Origin of the sequence: uncultured Sphingomonas sp., from assembly GCF_902806265.1 — a bacterium.
In the GTDB taxonomy this organism is placed as follows: Bacteria; Pseudomonadota; Alphaproteobacteria; order Sphingomonadales; family Sphingomonadaceae; genus Sphingomicrobium.
Genome location: NZ_CADCVZ010000037.1, coordinates 1 through 17,175, shown reverse-complemented (window position 1 = coordinate 17,175; position 17,175 = coordinate 1). Strand labels below are relative to the sequence as shown.

General features: G+C 69.3%; 12 protein-coding genes. 7 read left to right on the top strand and 5 right to left on the bottom strand.

The annotated features are described in order from the left end of the window. Window positions 1-10 precede the first annotated feature (10 nt). The 4 genes from atpD to QZX62_RS08505 all read left to right on the top strand — a co-directional run bounded on the left by atpD (window position 11) and on the right by QZX62_RS08505 (window position 4,226). Window positions 11-1,486, top strand: coding sequence for a F0F1 ATP synthase subunit beta (atpD, locus tag QZX62_RS08520; protein ID WP_294173648.1), 1,476 nt, complete (start codon window positions 11-13; stop codon window positions 1,484-1,486). Window position 1,487: 1 nt separating this feature from the next. Next, on the top strand, window positions 1,488-1,748 hold the full coding sequence (locus tag QZX62_RS08515) for an ATP synthase F1 subunit epsilon (protein ID WP_294173647.1): 261 nt from the start codon (window positions 1,488-1,490) through the stop codon (window positions 1,746-1,748). Between the two features lie 111 nt (window positions 1,749-1,859). Then, a complete protein-coding gene (locus QZX62_RS08510; protein ID WP_294173646.1) occupies window positions 1,860-3,359 on the top strand; it encodes a CpaF family protein in 1,500 nt (499 codons plus the stop codon). A gap of 63 nt (window positions 3,360-3,422) precedes the next feature. Further along, window positions 3,423-4,226 carry a methyltransferase gene (locus QZX62_RS08505; protein ID WP_294173645.1) on the top strand — a complete coding sequence of 268 codons (804 nt, stop codon included), beginning with the start codon at window positions 3,423-3,425 and terminating at the stop codon, window positions 4,224-4,226. A 42-nt stretch (window positions 4,227-4,268) separates the two neighbouring features. Here QZX62_RS08505 and QZX62_RS08500 read toward each other — a convergent pair whose 3' ends face one another. From QZX62_RS08500 to QZX62_RS08490, 3 genes are all read right to left on the bottom strand, one after another. Then, window positions 4,269-5,024 carry a trypsin-like peptidase domain-containing protein gene (locus QZX62_RS08500; protein WP_294173644.1) on the bottom strand — a complete coding sequence of 252 codons (756 nt, stop codon included), beginning with the start codon at window positions 5,022-5,024 and terminating at the stop codon, window positions 4,269-4,271. A 96-nt stretch (window positions 5,025-5,120) separates the two neighbouring features. Next, the gene (locus QZX62_RS08495; RefSeq protein ID WP_294173643.1) at window positions 5,121-7,592 is read right to left on the bottom strand and encodes a TonB-dependent receptor; all 2,472 of its coding nucleotides are present in this window, start codon (window positions 7,590-7,592) and stop codon (window positions 5,121-5,123) included. Between the two features lie 67 nt (window positions 7,593-7,659). Then, the gene (locus QZX62_RS08490; protein ID WP_294173642.1) at window positions 7,660-9,900 is read right to left on the bottom strand and encodes a CHASE domain-containing protein; all 2,241 of its coding nucleotides are present in this window, start codon (window positions 9,898-9,900) and stop codon (window positions 7,660-7,662) included. An 83-nt stretch (window positions 9,901-9,983) separates the two neighbouring features. Between QZX62_RS08490 and QZX62_RS08485 the strand changes: the two genes are divergently transcribed. The 3 genes from QZX62_RS08485 to QZX62_RS08475 all read left to right on the top strand — a co-directional run bounded on the left by QZX62_RS08485 (window position 9,984) and on the right by QZX62_RS08475 (window position 13,236). Beyond that, window positions 9,984-11,057: a polysaccharide pyruvyl transferase family protein gene (locus tag QZX62_RS08485; RefSeq protein WP_294173641.1), complete on the top strand. Its 1,074-nt coding sequence runs from the start codon at window positions 9,984-9,986 to the stop codon at window positions 11,055-11,057. Continuing rightward, entirely contained in the window at window positions 11,038-12,435 is a 1,398-nt protein-coding gene (locus QZX62_RS08480; RefSeq protein ID WP_294173639.1) for a Coenzyme F420 hydrogenase/dehydrogenase, beta subunit C-terminal domain, read from the top strand. Before QZX62_RS08485 ends, QZX62_RS08480 begins: the two co-directional genes overlap by 20 nt. 102 nt (window positions 12,436-12,537) lie before the next feature. Beyond that, window positions 12,538-13,236 (top strand): pirin family protein, encoded by a 699-nt coding sequence (locus QZX62_RS08475; protein ID WP_294173638.1) that lies wholly within the window; start codon window positions 12,538-12,540, stop codon window positions 13,234-13,236. Here the strand turns inward: QZX62_RS08475 and QZX62_RS08470 are convergent. Next, window positions 13,233-14,570: an MFS transporter gene (locus QZX62_RS08470; RefSeq protein ID WP_294173636.1), complete on the bottom strand. Its 1,338-nt coding sequence runs from the start codon at window positions 14,568-14,570 to the stop codon at window positions 13,233-13,235. The two genes, QZX62_RS08475 and QZX62_RS08470, sit on opposite strands and share 4 nt — an antisense overlap. After that, a partial coding sequence (locus tag QZX62_RS08465) for an amidohydrolase family protein (RefSeq protein WP_294173634.1) occupies window positions 14,570-17,175 on the bottom strand: 2,606 nt, incomplete at its 5' end. The genes QZX62_RS08470 and QZX62_RS08465, both read right to left, overlap by 1 nt.

The following is a 17,175-nucleotide window of genomic DNA, read 5'->3' as shown; positions in this document are numbered from 1 at the left end:
GAAGCAGACCATGGCCACCGCCGCCGACACCATCGCTCGCGAGAGCACCACCAGCAACCTGACCGGCCGCGTGGCGCAGGTCATCGGCGCCGTCGTCGACGTCGCGTTCGACGGCGAGCTGCCGCAGATCCTGTCCGCGCTGGAAACCGAGAACAATGGCGGGCGCCTGGTCCTGGAGGTGGCGCAGCACCTCGGCGAGAACCTGGTCCGCACCATCGCCATGGACTCGACCGACGGCCTGACCCGCGGCCAGACGGTGCGCTCCACCGGCTCGCAGATTCGCGTGCCCGTTGGTCCCAAGACGCTCGGCCGCATCATGAACGTGATCGGCGAGCCGATCGACGAGCGCGGCCCGATCGGCCACACCGAGACCGCTCCGATCCACCGCGAGGCGCCGCTGTTCGTGGACCAGTCGACCGAGACCTCGATCCTGGTCACCGGCATCAAGGTCATCGACCTGCTCGCCCCCTACGCCAAGGGCGGCAAGATTGGCCTGTTCGGCGGCGCCGGCGTCGGCAAGACCGTGCTCATCCAAGAGCTGATCAACAACATCGCCAAGGGCCACGGCGGCACCAGCGTGTTCGCCGGCGTCGGCGAGCGGACCCGCGAGGGCAACGACCTTTATCACGAGTTCCTCGACGCGGGCGTGATCGCCAAGGACGCGGACGGCAATGCCACGTCCGAAGGCTCCAAGGTCGCCTTGGTATTCGGCCAAATGAACGAGCCGCCGGGAGCGCGCGCCCGCGTCGCCCTGTCCGGCCTGACCCAGGCCGAGTACTTCCGCGACGTCGAAGGCCAGGACGTGCTGTTCTTCGTAGACAACATCTTCCGCTTCACTCAGGCGGGTTCGGAAGTGTCGGCGCTGCTCGGCCGCATCCCCTCGGCCGTAGGCTACCAGCCGACCCTGTCGACCGACATGGGCGCGCTGCAGGAGCGGATCACCTCGACCAACAAGGGCTCGATCACCTCGGTGCAGGCGATCTACGTGCCCGCGGACGACCTGACCGACCCGGCGCCGGCGACTTCGTTCGCCCACCTCGACGCCACCACCGTGCTGTCGCGCGCCATCTCCGAGCTCGGCATCTACCCGGCGGTGGACCCGCTGGACTCGACCAGCCGCGTGCTCTCGCCGGCGGTCGTCGGCCAGGAGCATTACGAGACCGCGCGTGCGGTCCAGGAAACGCTGCAGCGTTACAAGTCGCTGCAGGACATCATCGCCATCCTGGGCATGGACGAGCTGTCCGAAGAGGATAAGCTGACGGTTGCCCGCGCCCGCAAGATCCAGCGCTTCCTCAGCCAGCCGTTCCACGTCGCCGAAGTATTCACCGGCATCCCGGGCAAGTTCGTCCCTATCGAGGAAACGGTGCGCAGCTTCCGCGCGGTGGTCAGCGGCGAGTACGACCACCTGCCCGAGAGCGCCTTCTACATGGTCGGCGGCATCGAGGAAGCGGTGGCGAAGGCCGAGAAGCTGGCAGCGGCGGCCTGACATGCCCGACCTTCGCTTCGAACTCGTCACCCCCGAACGCCAGGTGCTCGCCGCAGACGTCCACATGGTGGTCGTGCCCGGCAGCGAGGGCGAGTTCGGGGTGATGGCGGGCCACGCGCCCTATATGACCACGCTGCGCGACGGTGAGCTGGCGGTGTACCGCACCGCGGGCGCCACGCCCGAGCGGGTGCGGGTCAGCGGCGGCTTTGCCGAGGTCGGCGCGAACGGGCTGACCGTGCTGGCGGAGAGCGCGGAAGCGTAAGCCGCGTGTCGGCGCGGCCCCGAGCGCCGTCCGGCTACTCGCAAACGCCCCCTTATCCTTTCGGTAAAGTTTGACCCCTATTCACCATCCCGAGTTAATCGGGGTTGGGGCATGAACGCATTCGGCAAGCGCGGCGGTGGGGGCGGCGGGCAGCGCCCCAGCTTCGGCGTGGCGCGTCCGATGAAAGGCGGCCCGGGGGGCGCCGTCGCCGGGTCTGATCCCGAGCCTTTCCCGCTCGCCGAGGAGCCTGCCACTCCCTTCGATCCGGCCGCACCGGTCGGTGCGATGGACCGCCTCAACAGCCGCATGAACGCCAGCGCCGACGCCGGCAGCAGCAAGGCGGAAGGCTTTGAGGCGAGCGTTCACCGGATCAAGGAGCAAGTGCTTCCGCGGCTATTGGAGCGGGTCGATCCGGAAGCCGCCGCGACGCTCGGCAAGGAGGAGTTGGCCGAGGAGTTCCGCCCGATCATCGGCGAGGTGCTGGCCGAGCTCAAGATCACGCTGAACCGGCGCGAGCAGTTCGCGCTGGAAAAGGTGCTGGTCGACGAGCTGCTCGGCCTGGGGCCGCTGGAGGAGCTGCTGGCCGACCCGGCGATCAGCGACATCATGGTCAATGGCCCCGAACAGACCTTTATCGAGCGCAAGGGCAAGCTGGAGCTGGCGCAGATCCAATTCCGCGACGAGGAGCATCTGTTTCAGATCGCCCAGCGCATCGTCAACAAGGTCGGCCGCCGCGTCGACCAGACCACGCCGCTGGCCGACGCGCGCCTTCAGGACGGCAGCCGCGTCAACGTGATCATACCGCCGCTGTCGCTGCGCGGCACCGCCATCTCCATCCGCAAGTTCTCGGAAAAGCCGATCACGCTCGACATGATGCGCGGCTTCGGATCGATGTCCGAGAAGATGGCGACCGTGCTCAAGATTGCCGGGGCCAGCCGGATGAACGTGGTCATCTCGGGCGGCACGGGCTCAGGCAAGACGACCATGCTCAACGCCCTGTCCAAGATGATCGACCCGGGCGAGCGCGTGATCACCATCGAAGACGCGGCCGAGCTCCGGCTGCAGCAGCCGCACTGGCTGCCGCTCGAGACCCGCCCGCCAAACCTGGAAGGCCAGGGCGCGATCACCATCCGTGATCTCGTCATCAACGCGCTGCGTATGCGTCCCGACCGGATCATCCTGGGCGAAATCCGCGGCCAGGAGTGCTTCGACCTGCTGGCCGCGATGAACACGGGTCACGACGGGTCGATGGCGACGCTCCACTCCAACTCCCCGCGCGAATGCCTGGCGCGTATGGAGAACATGGTGATGATGGGCGACATCAAGATTCCCAAAGAGGCGATCAGCCGTCAGATCGCCGACTCTGTCGACCTCATCGTCCAGGTCAAGCGCCTCCGCGACGGCTCGCGCCGGACCACCAACGTCACCGAGGTGATCGGCATGGAGGGCGAGGTCATCGTCACCCAGGAGTTGTTCAAGTTCGAGTATCTGGACGAGAGCGCCGACGGCAAGATCATCGGCGAATACCGGAGCATGGGCCTCAGGCCGTATACGCTGGAGAAAGCGAAGCAGTTCGGGTTCGACCAGCCTTACCTCGAGGCGTGCCTATAAGCGGGCTTGCGGACCGCCCCGGCTGCGTTCATCCGGAGAGCCTGTTACAAACAGGAGTTCTCAATGTTCCGCCGCGCCGCCATCCTTGCCGCCGCCTTCACACTGGCCGCCCCGGCTACCGCTCAATTGTCCGCGCCGCACCGGGCGCAGCTCGCACAAGCGTTGAAGGCGCCCACCCGCACGCCCGCCAACGTCGCTCGCGACAAGTACCGCAACCCGGCGGGCACCCTCGCCTTTTTCGGCGTGAAGCCCAGCGACACGGTGGTCGAGATCTCTCCCGGCCGTGGCTGGTACAGCGAGATCCTGGTTCCCTATCTCACGCGCGGCGGGGGGAGTTATCATGCGGCGACGTCCGCCCAGGGAGTCCAGGGCTTCCGTACCTTCGTCGGCACCAATCCGCAGCTTTATGGCGCCGCGAAGACCGCAGTGTTTCCGGTGCGGGCAGCTGGCGAGCAGGGCGTGCCGGCGGCCAGCGCGGACGTGGTGCTGACCTTCCGCAACGTGCACAACTGGGCGATGGGCGACGAGCCCTATGCCGAGCTGGCGTTCAAGCAGATGTACGACATGCTGAAGCCCGGCGGCACGCTGGGCGTGGTCGATCACCGGCTGCCCGAGCGGGCGGACGCCGCGCGGGAGAAGAACACCGGCTATCTCAAGACTTCGACCGTGCGGCGGCTGGCCGAGGGGGCTGGCTTCCGCTTCGCCGGGGCGAGCGAGGTCAACGCCAACCCGCGCGACACCGCCGACCATGTCGAGGGCGTGTGGACCTTGCCGCCGACACTGCGCCTGGGCGACAAGGACCGCGCCAAATATCTGGCGATCGGTGAAAGCGACCGGATGACTCTGAAGTTCGTCAAGCCGCGCTGAGGCCAGCTCCGTTGCCGGCCATCGGAAAGCTTCTGCCCGCGCTTAGATGAACGGGAAGCGCCAGCGGCGCGAGGCGAGCTTGACGGGCGGGAGCTTGGCCCGCTCCTCGAGCAGCGCCTGGCGGATCGGCTGCACCGGCGTGGCGAGATTGGCGCGGTCGGTCGTGAACGCCTCGGGCCGGGTGGTCGGAAAGGCGCCGGACTGGATCGCGTAGGCGATCATGCGCGTGCCGTGTTGCACGACCAGCGGACCGCCCGACGATCCCGGCTGGGCGGCGCAGTCATTGAGCCAGCCGTAGGCGCCGACGGCGTGGATGCGGCAGTCGGGATCGACCGTCAGCCGCTGCAGGTCGCTGGGATAGCCGATGGCGGTCATCTTGCGGCCGGATTCGGGGATCGCGTCGGGCGCGGCGACCGTGCCGCCCGCCAGCTCCACCACCGGCGCGTTTGGCCGGCAGCGGTCGAGCTTCAAGAGGAGCCAGTCGTGGTTGTAGCCCAGCACGCCACGCTCGACGTGACCGGCGCGGACCGCGCGGGCGTTTAGCCGCTCTGCCCCAAGCACCAGTTCGACCTGCTGCCCCAGCGGGTTGCGGTCGATGCTTACCAGATGCTGCGAAGTCACTGCGAAGCAGGCGTCCACCAGAAAGGCGGTCGCCTGCCGGTCGGCGTGCAGGGCGAGGCCGACGGCGCGCGACACGCTGGCCCGCTCATGCACGGCGACGCGGTCGTCGGTGCCGAACACGGCCGCGCCGCCCAGCGAGGATTGCACGAGAGCCAAGGCGAAGAGAAATTGGCGCAAAAGACCCACTCCCGGTTGCTGGGAGCAGGTCTAGGGGAAACTCCTTACCAGCCGGTTTAGCTCGGTCCGTTTTGGAGCAAACCGCGGCCGCGGCGGCTAGCGGCCTGGTGCCCCCTGCCCGCCCGAGCGGCGGAAGAAGCCCGGCGGGGGCAGGAACAGCTTGCGCAGCGACAGGCTCAGCGTGCGGCCCTGCGGGTCGAGCAGGTCGGGCTGGTAGCTGCCCGGCAGTAGTCCGCCAGCGGCATCGCGGACGCGTTGGCGTGCAGCGAGGATGTTCTGCACGCCCAGGCGCACCTGGGTACCGCGGAGCCAGGGATATTTCTCGACCAGCTCGAACCGCTCGCCGAGGTTGGCGAACAGGTTCAGGTTGACCCTGGCCAGCGAGTTGAAGCGGAGCTCGCTTGTCCCGCTTCCGATCTCGCCGCCGCTCTGCCAGTTGCCCGACAGCCGCGCGCCCAGGCCGTTGTTGAAGTAGCCGGCCTCCGCTTCCAGCCGGTGCCGAGGGCGGAGACCGCCCTCGATCACGTCGCCGCGGAGATAGTCGAGCGTGGGCAGGCCTTCGGCGACCCGCACCTCGTCGCGCATGGCCCAGGTATGGAACAGGGAGAACTGCAGCCGCCCGCCCTGCCGGCCGCCCCTTCCGAACCCGCCGCCGCCGCCGCCGCCGCGCCGACCGCCGCCGCCGGCGCGGGGTGGGCCGTCGCCCGGGCCGGCACCCTGCCCGCCTTCGCCGCGTGCCTGCTGCCGGGCCGCGCGAAGGCGGTCGATAAAGCTCTGCGGCGGGCGGGCCGAGCGCAGCGGCTTGGTGTAGTTGAAGCCCCAACGCAGCTCGTCACGCGCCGAGCGGTCGAAGTTGACCGGGCGGAGGTCGACGCGGAGGAGGTTGCCGGCCGGGTCACGTTCGAACCGGGTGGGGAAGGCCGCCTCGATCGCTTGGGTCAGGCCGGGGAAGCTGCTGATGGGATTGCTGATGCGGGTGCGGACATAGTCTGCGCGCAGGTTGAGGTCGGTCTCCTCGAGCGGCTGCCAGGTGCCCCCAAGCTTCCATACGTCGCGGCGGTCGGCATCGAGCGTGCGGTTGCCGCCGGTGGTCACCTCGGCCAGCACCGTCTCACCCCTGCGAAAGTCGAAGATCCGGGTGTCGGGCGTGATCAGCTCCGGATCGCCGAGCTGCTGCAGGGTGGGCGGACCTTCCTCGCGGGTCCAAGAGGTGAGAAGGTTGAGTCGCTCGACCGGCGACCAGAAGAAGCCCGCGCCGACGGTGGTCAGCGTGCCGAAGTCGCTCAGCCGCTCGACCTCTGCGTTGGCGTTGAGCGTGAGGTTTCCGAGCGCGGACAGGACCGAGCCCCGCCGCGCGATCGGCAGGTCGAGGTTGAGCGAAGCGCTGCCGCGGTCGCGGCCGAGATCGTTCTCGCTTTCAATCCCGGCGCGACGGGCGCGGCTGTCCAGGTCGCGGGTGTCCGCGCCCAGGCGCACGGTAGCGCTCGCCTGGCCCGCGGGGAGCGTCAACAGCGGACCGTTCAGCACCAGGTCGAGGTTGCCGCTGCTGGTCTGGGTGCGGGCGCGATCGGTAAAGGCGGTCGGAACCGCGCTCTCGCGGTCAGTCTTATTGACCGAGCGGGCGATGTCGTAGGCGCCGGTAAGCGACCAGCGCCAGCGGTCCTTCTGCCCATTGAACGCGACCCCGACATGGCCGGACAGCGTATCCGTGTCGCGCGCCAGCGGATCGCCCAGGTCGAGCAGCGACGGGCCGAGCAGCGACCGTCCGTCCAACCGCTCGACCTGTGCGTCGAAGGTGGAGGACACGTCGCCGAACAGGGTGCGATTGTGGGTCGCCCCGACGCGGGCCAGGCGGCGCTCGCCGACCAGTGTGCGGAACGGGCGCGGGTCAATCGCGTCGGGGGTCGCGGGGTCGAAGCGGATGTCGCGCTCGGCCTCGGTCAGCGCGCTGTCGCCCTCGATCCGGGCGTTGAGGGTGGTGCGGCTGCCTTCGCCGATCAGCAGCCGGGTGAGATCGCCTTCCCCGCCCAGGCTGCCGCCGCCGGTCGGCACACTTGTCTCGACCCGCGCGGTGGTCGAGCGGAAGCGCGGGCGCAGCACGATGTTCACCACGCGCTGGTCGGCGCGGTAGCCGTATTCCAGCGCGACCTCTTCGGGCAGGATGTCGAGCCGGAGGATCGCTTCGGGCGGCAGGTCGCGGACCTCGCGGAAGCCGGAGGTGCGGCGGCCGTTGAGGAGCACGACCGGCTGGCCCCCGCCCCGCCCGCGGCTGCTGCCCAGCTGCGGTGCCAGGGCGTCGAGCAGCTCGGACACCGAGGTGGCGCCATAGGCGCGGATATCGCGCGAATTAAGCCGGGTCTCCGGCGGGATGTCGCCGATCACCGCGTTGGGATCGCGGCGGCCGACGACGACGATCTCCTCGGCTTCGTCCGCTTCACCGTCGGTCTCGGCAGGGTCGGCGGCTTCTCCGGCCGGGGGAGCTGGGTCGGCAGGCTGGTCCTGGGCCAGAGCGACGGACGGAATGGAGGAAAGCGCCAGGGCGCCGGATAACAGGATGTTACGCTTCATCTTGCCGGCGCTGACGCCGAGCGCCTGAACAGCCAGTGACAGGACCTTCAGCTTCGACGAATGCGCGTTACTCGCCGACCAACGGCTGATCGTTGCCGGCCGGGCGGTCCAGCACCTGGCGAACCTTGCCGGCGAGCTGGGCGATGGTGAACGGCTTGGAGATCAGGTCCACTTCTCCGTCCAGCCGCCCGTCGCGGCTCACCGCATTGCGTGCGTAGCCGGTGGTGAACAGCAGACGCACCTCCGGATATTCCTCGCGGATGGCGGCGGCGAGCTCGATCCCGTCCATCTCGGGCATGACCAGATCGGTGAACACCAGGCGGACGCCCGGGTGGCTTGCCAGCATCTGCAGCGCGACTGCACCGTCCGGCGCGTGGATCACCGTGTAGCCTAGCTCCCGCAGCGCGCCCACGCTCATCAGCCGCACGTCCTCCTCGTCCTCGACCGCCAGGATCAGCTCGTCGGCCCGCCCGCGTGGAAGCCGCTCAAGCTGGGTAGCGGGAACGCCGTCCGCATCCGGAGCGGTGCCGTGGTGACGCGGCAGGTAGATCTTGACGGTCGTGCCCCGGCCGACCTCCGAGTAGATGTTGAGGTGCCCACCCGACTGCTTCACGAAACCGAACACCTGCGACAGGCCGAGCCCGGTGCCGCGGCCGACCTCCTTGGTGGTGAAGAAGGGTTCCAGGACCCGCGCCTGCACTTCGGGCGGCATGCCTTCGCCCGTGTCGCTGACGGCGATCAGAACATACTGGCCCGGCACAACGTCGGGGTGGGTGGCGGCGTAACGCTCGTCGAGGTGGCAGTTGGCGGTTTCAATGGTGAGCTGGCCGTTGTCCGGCATGGCGTCGCGGGCGTTGACCGCCAGGTTGACGATCGCGCTTTCGAGCTGCGACGGATCGGCGAACACCCGCCACAGGCCGCCGGCGAGCACGGTTTCGAGCCGGGTCGATCCGCCCAGGGTGCGGCGCAGCAGCTCGGACATCTCGGCCATCAGCTTGTTGGCGTCTACCACGGCCGGGATGAGCGTCTGCCGGCGTGAAAAGGCGAGCAGCCGCTGCGTCAGCTCGGCGGCCTTGGTGGCCCCCTTCAAAGCCTGCTCGTTGAGCCGCTTGAGCCTGCCGACGTCGTCCGTATGCCGGGCGAAATCCAGGCTGCCGATCACCACCGCGAGCATGTTGTTGAAGTCGTGGGCGATGCCGCCGGTCAGCTGGCCGACCGCCTCCATCTTCTGCGCTTGGAACAGCTGTGCCTCGGCCTGGCCGCGGGCCGCGATCTCCTCACGCAGCCGGGCGTTGCTGTTGTTCAGCTGCGCGGTCCGCCGCACCACCTGCGCCCGCACCCGCCGGACCAGCCGCTCGGCCTGCCAGGCGAGTGCGGCGAGCAGCGCGGAGATGGCGAGACCGGCCAGCAGCACGACAAGCCACAAGCGGATCGGTGAGCGGCGCTCGAACGCCGGGCTGGAGCCAAACTGCAGCGTCAGGGTCCGGCCACCGAGCTGCAGGCGGCGCGAGGCCGTATGCTCCCCCCCGCTCCCTTTCGCGGCGTTCGCGAACAGGAGGTTGGCCGGGCTCGGCGCACCGTCGTAGATCGCGACGTGCACGTTCTCGAACTCGGCGCCCTGGAACAGCGGCGCGAACAGGTCCTTGCCGCGCAAGGGACTGTAGACCCAGCCCGGGAACTCTCCCGCTTCGATGCTACCGCCCGGCTTCAGCGGAACGTAGATGAGGAAGCCCGGCTGCCTTCGGCGATCCATGTCCTGGACCAGCAGCACGCGTCCGCTCATCCGGCTGTGCTGGCTGCGTCGGGCCGCGATCATGGCCTCGCGGCGGACCGCCTCGCTCAGCATGTCGAACCCGAGCGCCGTGCGGTTCCCGCGGTGCAGCGGCTCCAGGTAGCGGATGGCCGAGTAACCGTTGCGGGTGCCCGCCGGCCAGGCGGCGACCGGTCTGGCGTCGGGAGAGCCCGCCTCCGCGACCTGCCGCTCAAGCTCGTCACGGGTGGCCGCATAGGCGGCGAAGCCGATGCCGAGGACGTTGGGGTAGTTCTGCGGCAGGTTCAGCCGTTCCACATAAGCGCGGAACTCCTGCCGGGTAACGGCGCCGCTGGCGTTGAACAGCCCAGCCGCGCCCCGCAGCAGTGCAAGCTGGATGTCGTAGGTAGCTTCAACGCCGCCAACCGCCCTCTCGACCACTGCGTTGAACCGCGCTTCCGACCGCTGCCGGTCGGTCTGCTGCAGCTGCCAAGTGGTCAACGCGGTGACCAGCAGGCCGATGAGCAGGATCAGGAAGGGGAGAAAGCGACGCGGCACGGTTTCAATGGACGCGGAGCAAGCGGGCAGGTGATTTCGGTTCCACGGAGAAACCGCCCTCGCGCGGACGCATTTGCCGCGCTATGGCCACCCGCTTGAAGATCGGCGTTCTCACCTTTCACCGTTGCATCAACTACGGCTCTTTCTGGCAAGCGCGGGCGCTTGTCGAGGGTTTGCGCGCTCGTGGACATGATGCCGTGCTGCTGGATCACCACAGCCGCGAGGTGACCTGGGCCGAGTGGCGCTGCGCCTTTCAGCCGACCCTGCCGCACCCCACCGCGCCGAGCGACTTCCGCCATTACGCGGCCAAGGCGCGGCGATTCCTGGAAGCGTTCCACCTGCTGCCGCAGAGCCAGCCGTTCGCGTTGAACGACCCGCAGGGGCTGGACCGGTTCGACCTGGTCGTGATCGGCAGCGACGAGGTGTGGAACCTCCACCATCCCTGGTACGGCGGCAAGGGCATCTTCTACGGCGAGGGTCTCAACGCCGAGCGGGTGGTCTCCTTTGCCGCGAGCTTCGGCAACTATTCCTGCCACTGGGGGATCGACGAGCGCTGGGCGGAGCGGCTGAAGCGGTTCGACCGGTTGTCGGTTCGCGACGAGAACAGCTATTGGCTGGTCAAGGGCTGCACGGGCGTGGAGCCGGAGCTGGTGCTCGACCCGGTGCTGCAGTTCCCGGATGTGGGGCGGCAGGAGCCACTGTCGCGGTCGGAGCCCTACCTGCTGCTGTACGGTCACGGCTTCCCCGATTGGTACGCGCGTGAGGTCCGGGCGGCGGCCGACCGGCAGCGCTTGCGGCTGGTCAGCATCGGCTACAGGAACAGCTTCGCCGACGAGCAGTGGATCGACGCCGGGCCGCTGGAGTTCGCGCGGGCGGTGGCCGGGGCGAGCGCGGTGGCGACCAACTTCTTCCACGGCTGCGTGTTCGCACTGCTGGCGGGCAAGCCGTTCGCGGCGGTGTCCATGCCATACCGACACAACAAGCTGCGCGACCTCACCGCCGCGCTCGCCGCCCAGCACCATCTGGTGAGCGAGGAGAGCGGGGCGGACCAAGTGCGCGACCTGCTGCGCGCGCCGCTGGTCGATCCGATTCACGAGAGCATCGCCCGGCTGCGGAGCCGCTCGACCGCCTACCTCGATGCCGCCATCGCCGCCTGAGCCGGCGGTCAGCCCGCGCGACATGGTTGCGTCCGGGCTGTGCATCGGCTGCGGCAGCTGCGTGGCGGCCGAGCCCCGCGCGGCGATGGAGTGGAACCGCTACGGCCAGCTCGAGCCCACGGGTCCGCGCGACTGGTATCGCGGGCGCAGCACGGACCTGGCGCAACGCTGTCCCTTCTCGCCGAGCGCCGCCAACGAGGACGTGATCGCCGCCGAGCGCTTCCCGGGGTCGGCGGCTGACCCGCGGCTCGGACGCGTCGAGGCCTGCTACGTCGGCCATGCCGCCGAGCCCGGCTACCGCGAGAACGGCAGCTCGGGCGGGCTGGTCAACTGGGTCGCGGCCGAGCTGCTGCGCACGGGGAAGGTCGATGCGGTGGCGCACGTGGTGCCCGCCGACCCGCACGGCGAGGGCCGCTTCTTCCGCTTCCGCCTGTCGCGCAGCGTCGGCGAGCTGTTCGAGGGCGGCAAGTCGCGCTACTATCCGGTGGAGCTGTCGGCCGTGCTGCGCGAGATCCGGAGCACGCCCGGGCGCTACGCGATCGTCGGCATTCCCTGCTTCATCAAGGCGGTGCACCTCGCCCGCCGCGCCGAGCCGGTGCTGGCGGAGCGGATCACCCACACGCTGGGCCTGTTCTGCGGCCATATGAAGAGCGCACGGTTCGTGGAGAGCTTCGCCTGGCAGCTCGGTGCGCCGATGGACCGGGTGCGCTCGGTCGACTACCGGATCAAGGACGCGGGCCGCCCGGCCAACTGGTATCGCGCGCATCTGACGCTCGACGACGCGAGCACCCGGTCGGAGGACTGGTGGCACCTGGCCGACGGCGACTGGGGCGCGGGCTTCTTCCAGAGCGCGGCGTGCAACTGGTGCGACGACGTGGTGGCCGAAACGGCAGACATCAGCTTCGGCGACGCCTGGGTCGAGCCCTACAGCTCGGACGGGCGCGGCACCAACGTGGTGGTGACCCGCTCCCCGGCCCTTGCCGCCATGCTCCGGGACGGAATCGCTGACGGGCGGCTGGCGTTGGAGCCGGTGGATGCGGACTTCGTCGCGAACACTCAGGCGGCGGGCTTCCGCCATCGTCGCGAGGGCTTGGCCTGGCGGCTGTCACGGCGGCGCGGCGGGCCCGTCCGGCCGGTCAAGCGCGTGGCCCCGAGCAGCGCGGGCATCCCGCTCCGCCGCCGGCTGGTCTATCGCATGCGCGCATGGATCGCGCGCTGGAGCCACCGGCTGGCGTGGCTGGCGCACGCCTTCGATGCCCCGGTGCTTTATACCGGCTGGGCTCGCCGCAGCTTGGCAATCTACCAGGGGCTGACCTGGTCCAACGGCAAGTGGGGCGGCTTGTTCGACCGGCTGTTCGGGCCGCCGGTGAAGCACTGAGCGCGGCCGTCGCGGTCACAAGATTGTGCGTTCTTGGCGGGCGCTGCAGGTGTCGCCATCTTCCCTCCTGAAAGGCGCTTCGGGAGCGCCGGGGAGAGCAACATGATCGACCTTCGACCCTTCGCCTCGCTGGGCGGCGCGGACCATGGCTGGCTCCAGGCCAAACATCATTTCTCGTTCGCGAACTACCACGATCCCGCGCGGATGAACTGGGGCAAGATCCGTGTGTGGAACGACGACGTGATCGCTCCGCATAGCGGCTTCCCGCCGCACCCGCATGCCGACATGGAGATCATCACCTATGTCCGGACGGGCGCAATCACGCACCAGGACAGTCTGGGCAACAAGGGCCGCACGGAGGCGGGCGACGTCCAGGTGATGTCGGCCGGGACCGGGATCACCCATTCCGAGTGTAATATGGAGGACGAGCCGACCACGCTGTTCCAGATCTGGATCCAGCCCAACCAGCGCGGCGAGCGCCCGTCCTGGGGCAGCCGGCCGTTCCCCAAGGACGGTCGCGCGGGGCAGTTCGTCACGCTGGCGTCGGGCCTCGACGGGGATGAGGACGCGCTGCGGATCCGCACCGACGCGCGGGTGGCGGGCGCGACCATCGGGGCGGGCGAGACGGTTGACTATCCGCTGGGCCGCGAGCGCCGAGCCTATCTGGTGCCCGCGACCGGCGCGCTGGAGATCGAGGGCGTGCGGGTGAACGCCCGCGACGGGGCGGCGATCAGCGACGTCGACATGCTGCGCATCACCGCGCTGGAGGACAGCGAGGTGGTGCTGGTGGACGCGGCTTAGGCAACGGCGGTCAGGCGAGCGTCCTCGCGGTCGATCGCGAGGAGCGAGCTGCCCTTGGTTTCACGCATAACCAGCGCCGCCGCGAGGCTGACCACCGCCGCGCCGGCGATGTACAAGGCAATCGGCAGCCAGTCGTCATACTGACGCAGCAACGCGGTGCCGATCAGTGGTGCCCACGAGCCGGCGACGATCGCGGTGACCTGGTAGCCCAATGACACGCCCGAGTAGCGCATGCGCGTCGGGAACATCTCGGTCATGATCGCCGGCTGCGCGGCGTACATCAGCGAGTGTACGGCGAGCCCGAGCATGATCGCGAGGAGGATGGCCGCGGTCTGCCCGGTGTCGAACAGCGGAAAGGCGAGGAACGGCCACGCCACGGTGAGCGCCGCGCCCGCGATGTAGACCGGCCTGCGTCCGAGCCGGTCGGCGGCGGCGCCTACCGCCGGGATCGCCAGCACATGCAGGACATGCGCCGCGAACAGCAGGGTCAGGATGCGGGTGGTGTCGACCCCGCGGTGGTTGAGGTAGGTGATCGAGAAGGTGACCACCATGTAGTAGAGGATGTTCTCGCCGAGGCGCAGGGCCATGGCGGTGAACACGCCGCGCGGATAGCGGCGGAATACCTCGGTCAGGCCGTAGCCCTGATCTGCCCTGTGCTCGGCTTCCTCCCGCGCCGCCTTGAAGATCGGGGAGTCCGAGACTTGGGTGCGGATGTAGTAGCCGATGCCGACGATCACGACCGACAGCCAGAAGCCGATGCGCCAGCCCCAGGCGAGGAAGTCTTCCTCCGGCAAGGTGGCGGACAGCACCAGCAGGACCAGCGTCGCCAACAGGTTGCCGAGCGGCACGCCCGCCTGCGGCCAGCTGCCCCAGAAGGCGCGGCTCCGGTTGGGGCTGTGCTCGGTCACCAGCAGCACCGCCCCGCCCCACTCGCCGCCGAGCGCAAAGCCCTGGAGAAAGCGCAGGAACACTAGCAGCGCGGGCGCCCAATAGCCGATGCTGGCGTAGGTCGGCAGGCAGCCCATCAGGAAGGTCGACAGGCCGATCAACACCAGGCTGAACTGGAGGAGCGACTTGCGCCCGATCCGGTCGCCGACATGGCCGAACACGATGCCGCCGAGCGGCCGCGCGACAAAGCCGACCGCGTAGGTGGCGAAGGCGGCGATGATGCCGTCGAGCTCGTTGCCGGTGTTCGGAAAGAACAGCTTGCCGAACACCAGCGTCGCCGCGGTGCCGTAGAGGAAGAACTCGTACCATTCGACGACCGTGCCGGCCATCGACGCGCCGACCACCTTGCGGAGGTACGGCAGGTCGGCTTCTTCCTCGTGCCGCATCAGTGGCGATGTCCGTGCGTCGTGGTCGTCGCCCGGCCCGCCGCGGCGTTGCCGCTGCCTTCCCACCAATAGGGCTGCCGCTGCCGGTTGCCGGTGACCTCCTCGTTGAGGGTCCGGGCGTCGTACAGACGCCCGCCCAGCATCACCTTGGCGACCTTGTCCGTGTTGCGGATGTTCTCCAGCGGGTTGGCGTCGAGCACGACCAGATCGGCGAGCTTGCCCGGCTCGAGCGATCCCAGGTCGCGGTCCATGCCGAGCGTTTTGGCCGGCATCACCGTCGCAGCCTGCAGCGCCTGGAGCGGGGTCCAGCCGCCCTTGACGAAGCTCCACATCTCCCAGTGGGCGGCGATGCCGTCCTGCTGGCCGTGGGCGCCGATGTTCACCTGGATACCGCGGTCGGCGAGCTTGCGGGCCTCGCGCGCCGCCCAGGTGTCGGCATAGTCCTCTTCCGGAGCGATAGTGCGGCGGGCGCTGGCCGCGGCGAGCGTCGCCGGCGGAGTGTGGGCCGTCAGCAGCGGATGCTCCCACAGGTTCATGCGCGCGCGCCAGTACGGATCGGCGCCCGGCCCGCCGTAGGAGACCACGAGGGTCGGCGTGTAGTTGGTCCGGGTCTGCGACCAGAACTGCAGCACGTCGTCGTAGAACACCTCGCCCGGCACGTTGTGCTCGACCGTGGAGTTGCCGTCCTGAATGAGGCTCATGTCCATGTTGAACAAGGAGCCGCCCTCAGGGACGACCAGCATGTTCTCGGCCTGGGCCGCGGCGACCACCATCTGCCGCTGCTCGCGCCGGGGCTGGTTGTAGTTCTTGACGCTCCACGCGCCCTGCGACTTCAGCCGCCGGACGTGCGCCAGCGCATCGTCGAAGTTGCCGATCTCGGCGAAGGCGCCGGCCGCCTTGGCGCCGTAGATGATCTCGCCGGTGGAGAAGATGCGCGGCGCCAGGATCAGCCCGGCCTGCTGCATCTCGGCCGCGGCGAACACTTCCGACGCGCGGTTCGACGGGTCGTGGACCGTGGTGGTGCCGAGCGCAAGATTGGCCTGGGCCGACCAATTCTGCTGCGGCGTCATCCCGTTCTCGCCCTGCGGGCCGTGCGCGTGGGCGTCGATGAAGCCCGGAACGATGGTCTTGCCGGTGACGTCCACGCTTGGCGTACCTGCGGGCACCGCGACGCTGCCGCGCGGGCCGACCGCAGCGATGCGGTCACCCTGGATCAGCACAGTGCCGTCCTCGATCACGCCGCCGTCGGCCCCGCGCATGGTGACGATGCGGGCGCCGGTCAGGGCCACGCTCCCGCGCGGCTTGGCGGCGGCGAGGGTGCGGGACAGGTTGGTGCCGCTGGTCACCGGCTTGTAGCCGTTCGAGTAGATGGTCCGGGCATCGGCGCTGTAAAGCGTCGGGCCGATGTTCCAGTGGACGCGCGCGCCGCCGCCGGAGAAGTGGATGAAGTCGCCGCCGCCCTGGCTCAACCGGACCGACGGCAGCGCGCCCTTCTCCGTGGCGGCCGCAACGTCCTGGCCGCCGGGAAGCAGCGGCATGAGAAAGGCTTCATAGTTCTGGCGAAAGGCGACCGACTGGCCATCGGGCGCGACCACGAAGTCGCTGGTGAGGTCGCCCGAGGCGTGGACGCGCCGGGCCTCGCCGTTGAGATCCGTGCTGACCAGCTGCAGCTTGTCGTCTTCGGTCTGCACGGTCATGAACAATCGGTCGGCGGCAGCAGCATATTGCGGGTTGGTGACGCCGCGCTCGATCAGCTTGGGCGAGCCGCCTCTCGCGGGAACGGAGTAGACGCCCGCGTCGCGGTTCCACCGGTCGGACGTCAGCCCGCCGCCCGAGGTCGCCTCGAGCACGATCGTCCGGCCGTCTGGCGAGAAGCGTGGAAAGGCGTAGTGGCCGGGCTCGCGGGTGACCGTTCGGGGGCTCCCGCCGCGTGCGCCGACGGTCTGCACCTGGCCGAGCCGCCCGTCGTTCCAGCTGACAAAGGCGATCGAGCGGCCGTCGCGCGACCAGCTGGGATAGGCTTCGAAGCTGTCGTCGCCGCTCCGGGTCAGTCGCCGCGGCTCGCCGCCCGCTGCGGGGCGCAGCCACAGCTTGCCGAGGGACTCGAACAGGATCTGCCGCCCGTCCGGCGACATCTGCGCCCAGCGGACCATGCGGGTGGTGAAGCTGGCGGGGGCGACCTGCACCTGCGGGTGGAGCGAATTGGCGACCACGCGGTCGTCAGCCACCCGAAAGGCGATCTCGCGCGCGGCGCCGCCGTTCACCGGCACCCGGCGGAGCTTGCCGCCGGCCCAGAACACGACCTCGCGGCTGTCGCCGGTCCAGTCCATGTTGGGGTAGACGCCGGTGACTGCCCAGGTCTCCTGCATGTCCTGGTCGAGGTCGTCGTAGATCTTGCGCTCGTTGCCGCTGGCCAGATCGCGGATGTAGAGCTTGGACTTGGCGCGCTCGCGGCGGACGAACGCCAGATACTTGCCGTCGGGCGAAGGCGTCGGCCGCACCGCGCCGCCGTTGCCGGCGGTCACCCGGTGGGTCTCGCCCGTGTCCAGCTCGTAGCGGTCGATCGCGAACAGCGCGCCGTTCGAGTCCTGCGCATATTCGAAGC

What these genes read in the sequence shown, in the direction of transcription:
- atpD (WP_294173648.1), top strand. Translation starts at nt 11, where the DNA reads ATGGCCACCGCCGCCGACACCATCGCTCGCGAGAGCACCACCAGCAAC.
- QZX62_RS08515 (WP_294173647.1), top strand. Translation starts at nt 1,488, where the DNA reads ATGCCCGACCTTCGCTTCGAACTCGTCACCCCCGAACGCCAGGTGCTC.
- QZX62_RS08510 (WP_294173646.1), top strand. Translation starts at nt 1,860, where the DNA reads ATGAACGCATTCGGCAAGCGCGGCGGTGGGGGCGGCGGGCAGCGCCCC.
- QZX62_RS08505 (WP_294173645.1), top strand. Translation starts at nt 3,423, where the DNA reads ATGTTCCGCCGCGCCGCCATCCTTGCCGCCGCCTTCACACTGGCCGCC.
- QZX62_RS08495 (WP_294173643.1), bottom strand. Translation starts at nt 7,592, where the DNA reads ATGAAGCGTAACATCCTGTTATCCGGCGCCCTGGCGCTTTCCTCCATT.
- QZX62_RS08485 (WP_294173641.1), top strand. Translation starts at nt 9,984, where the DNA reads ATGGCCACCCGCTTGAAGATCGGCGTTCTCACCTTTCACCGTTGCATC.
- QZX62_RS08480 (WP_294173639.1), top strand. Translation starts at nt 11,038, where the DNA reads ATGCCGCCATCGCCGCCTGAGCCGGCGGTCAGCCCGCGCGACATGGTT.
- QZX62_RS08475 (WP_294173638.1), top strand. Translation starts at nt 12,538, where the DNA reads ATGATCGACCTTCGACCCTTCGCCTCGCTGGGCGGCGCGGACCATGGC.
- QZX62_RS08470 (WP_294173636.1), bottom strand. Translation starts at nt 14,570, where the DNA reads ATGCGGCACGAGGAAGAAGCCGACCTGCCGTACCTCCGCAAGGTGGTC.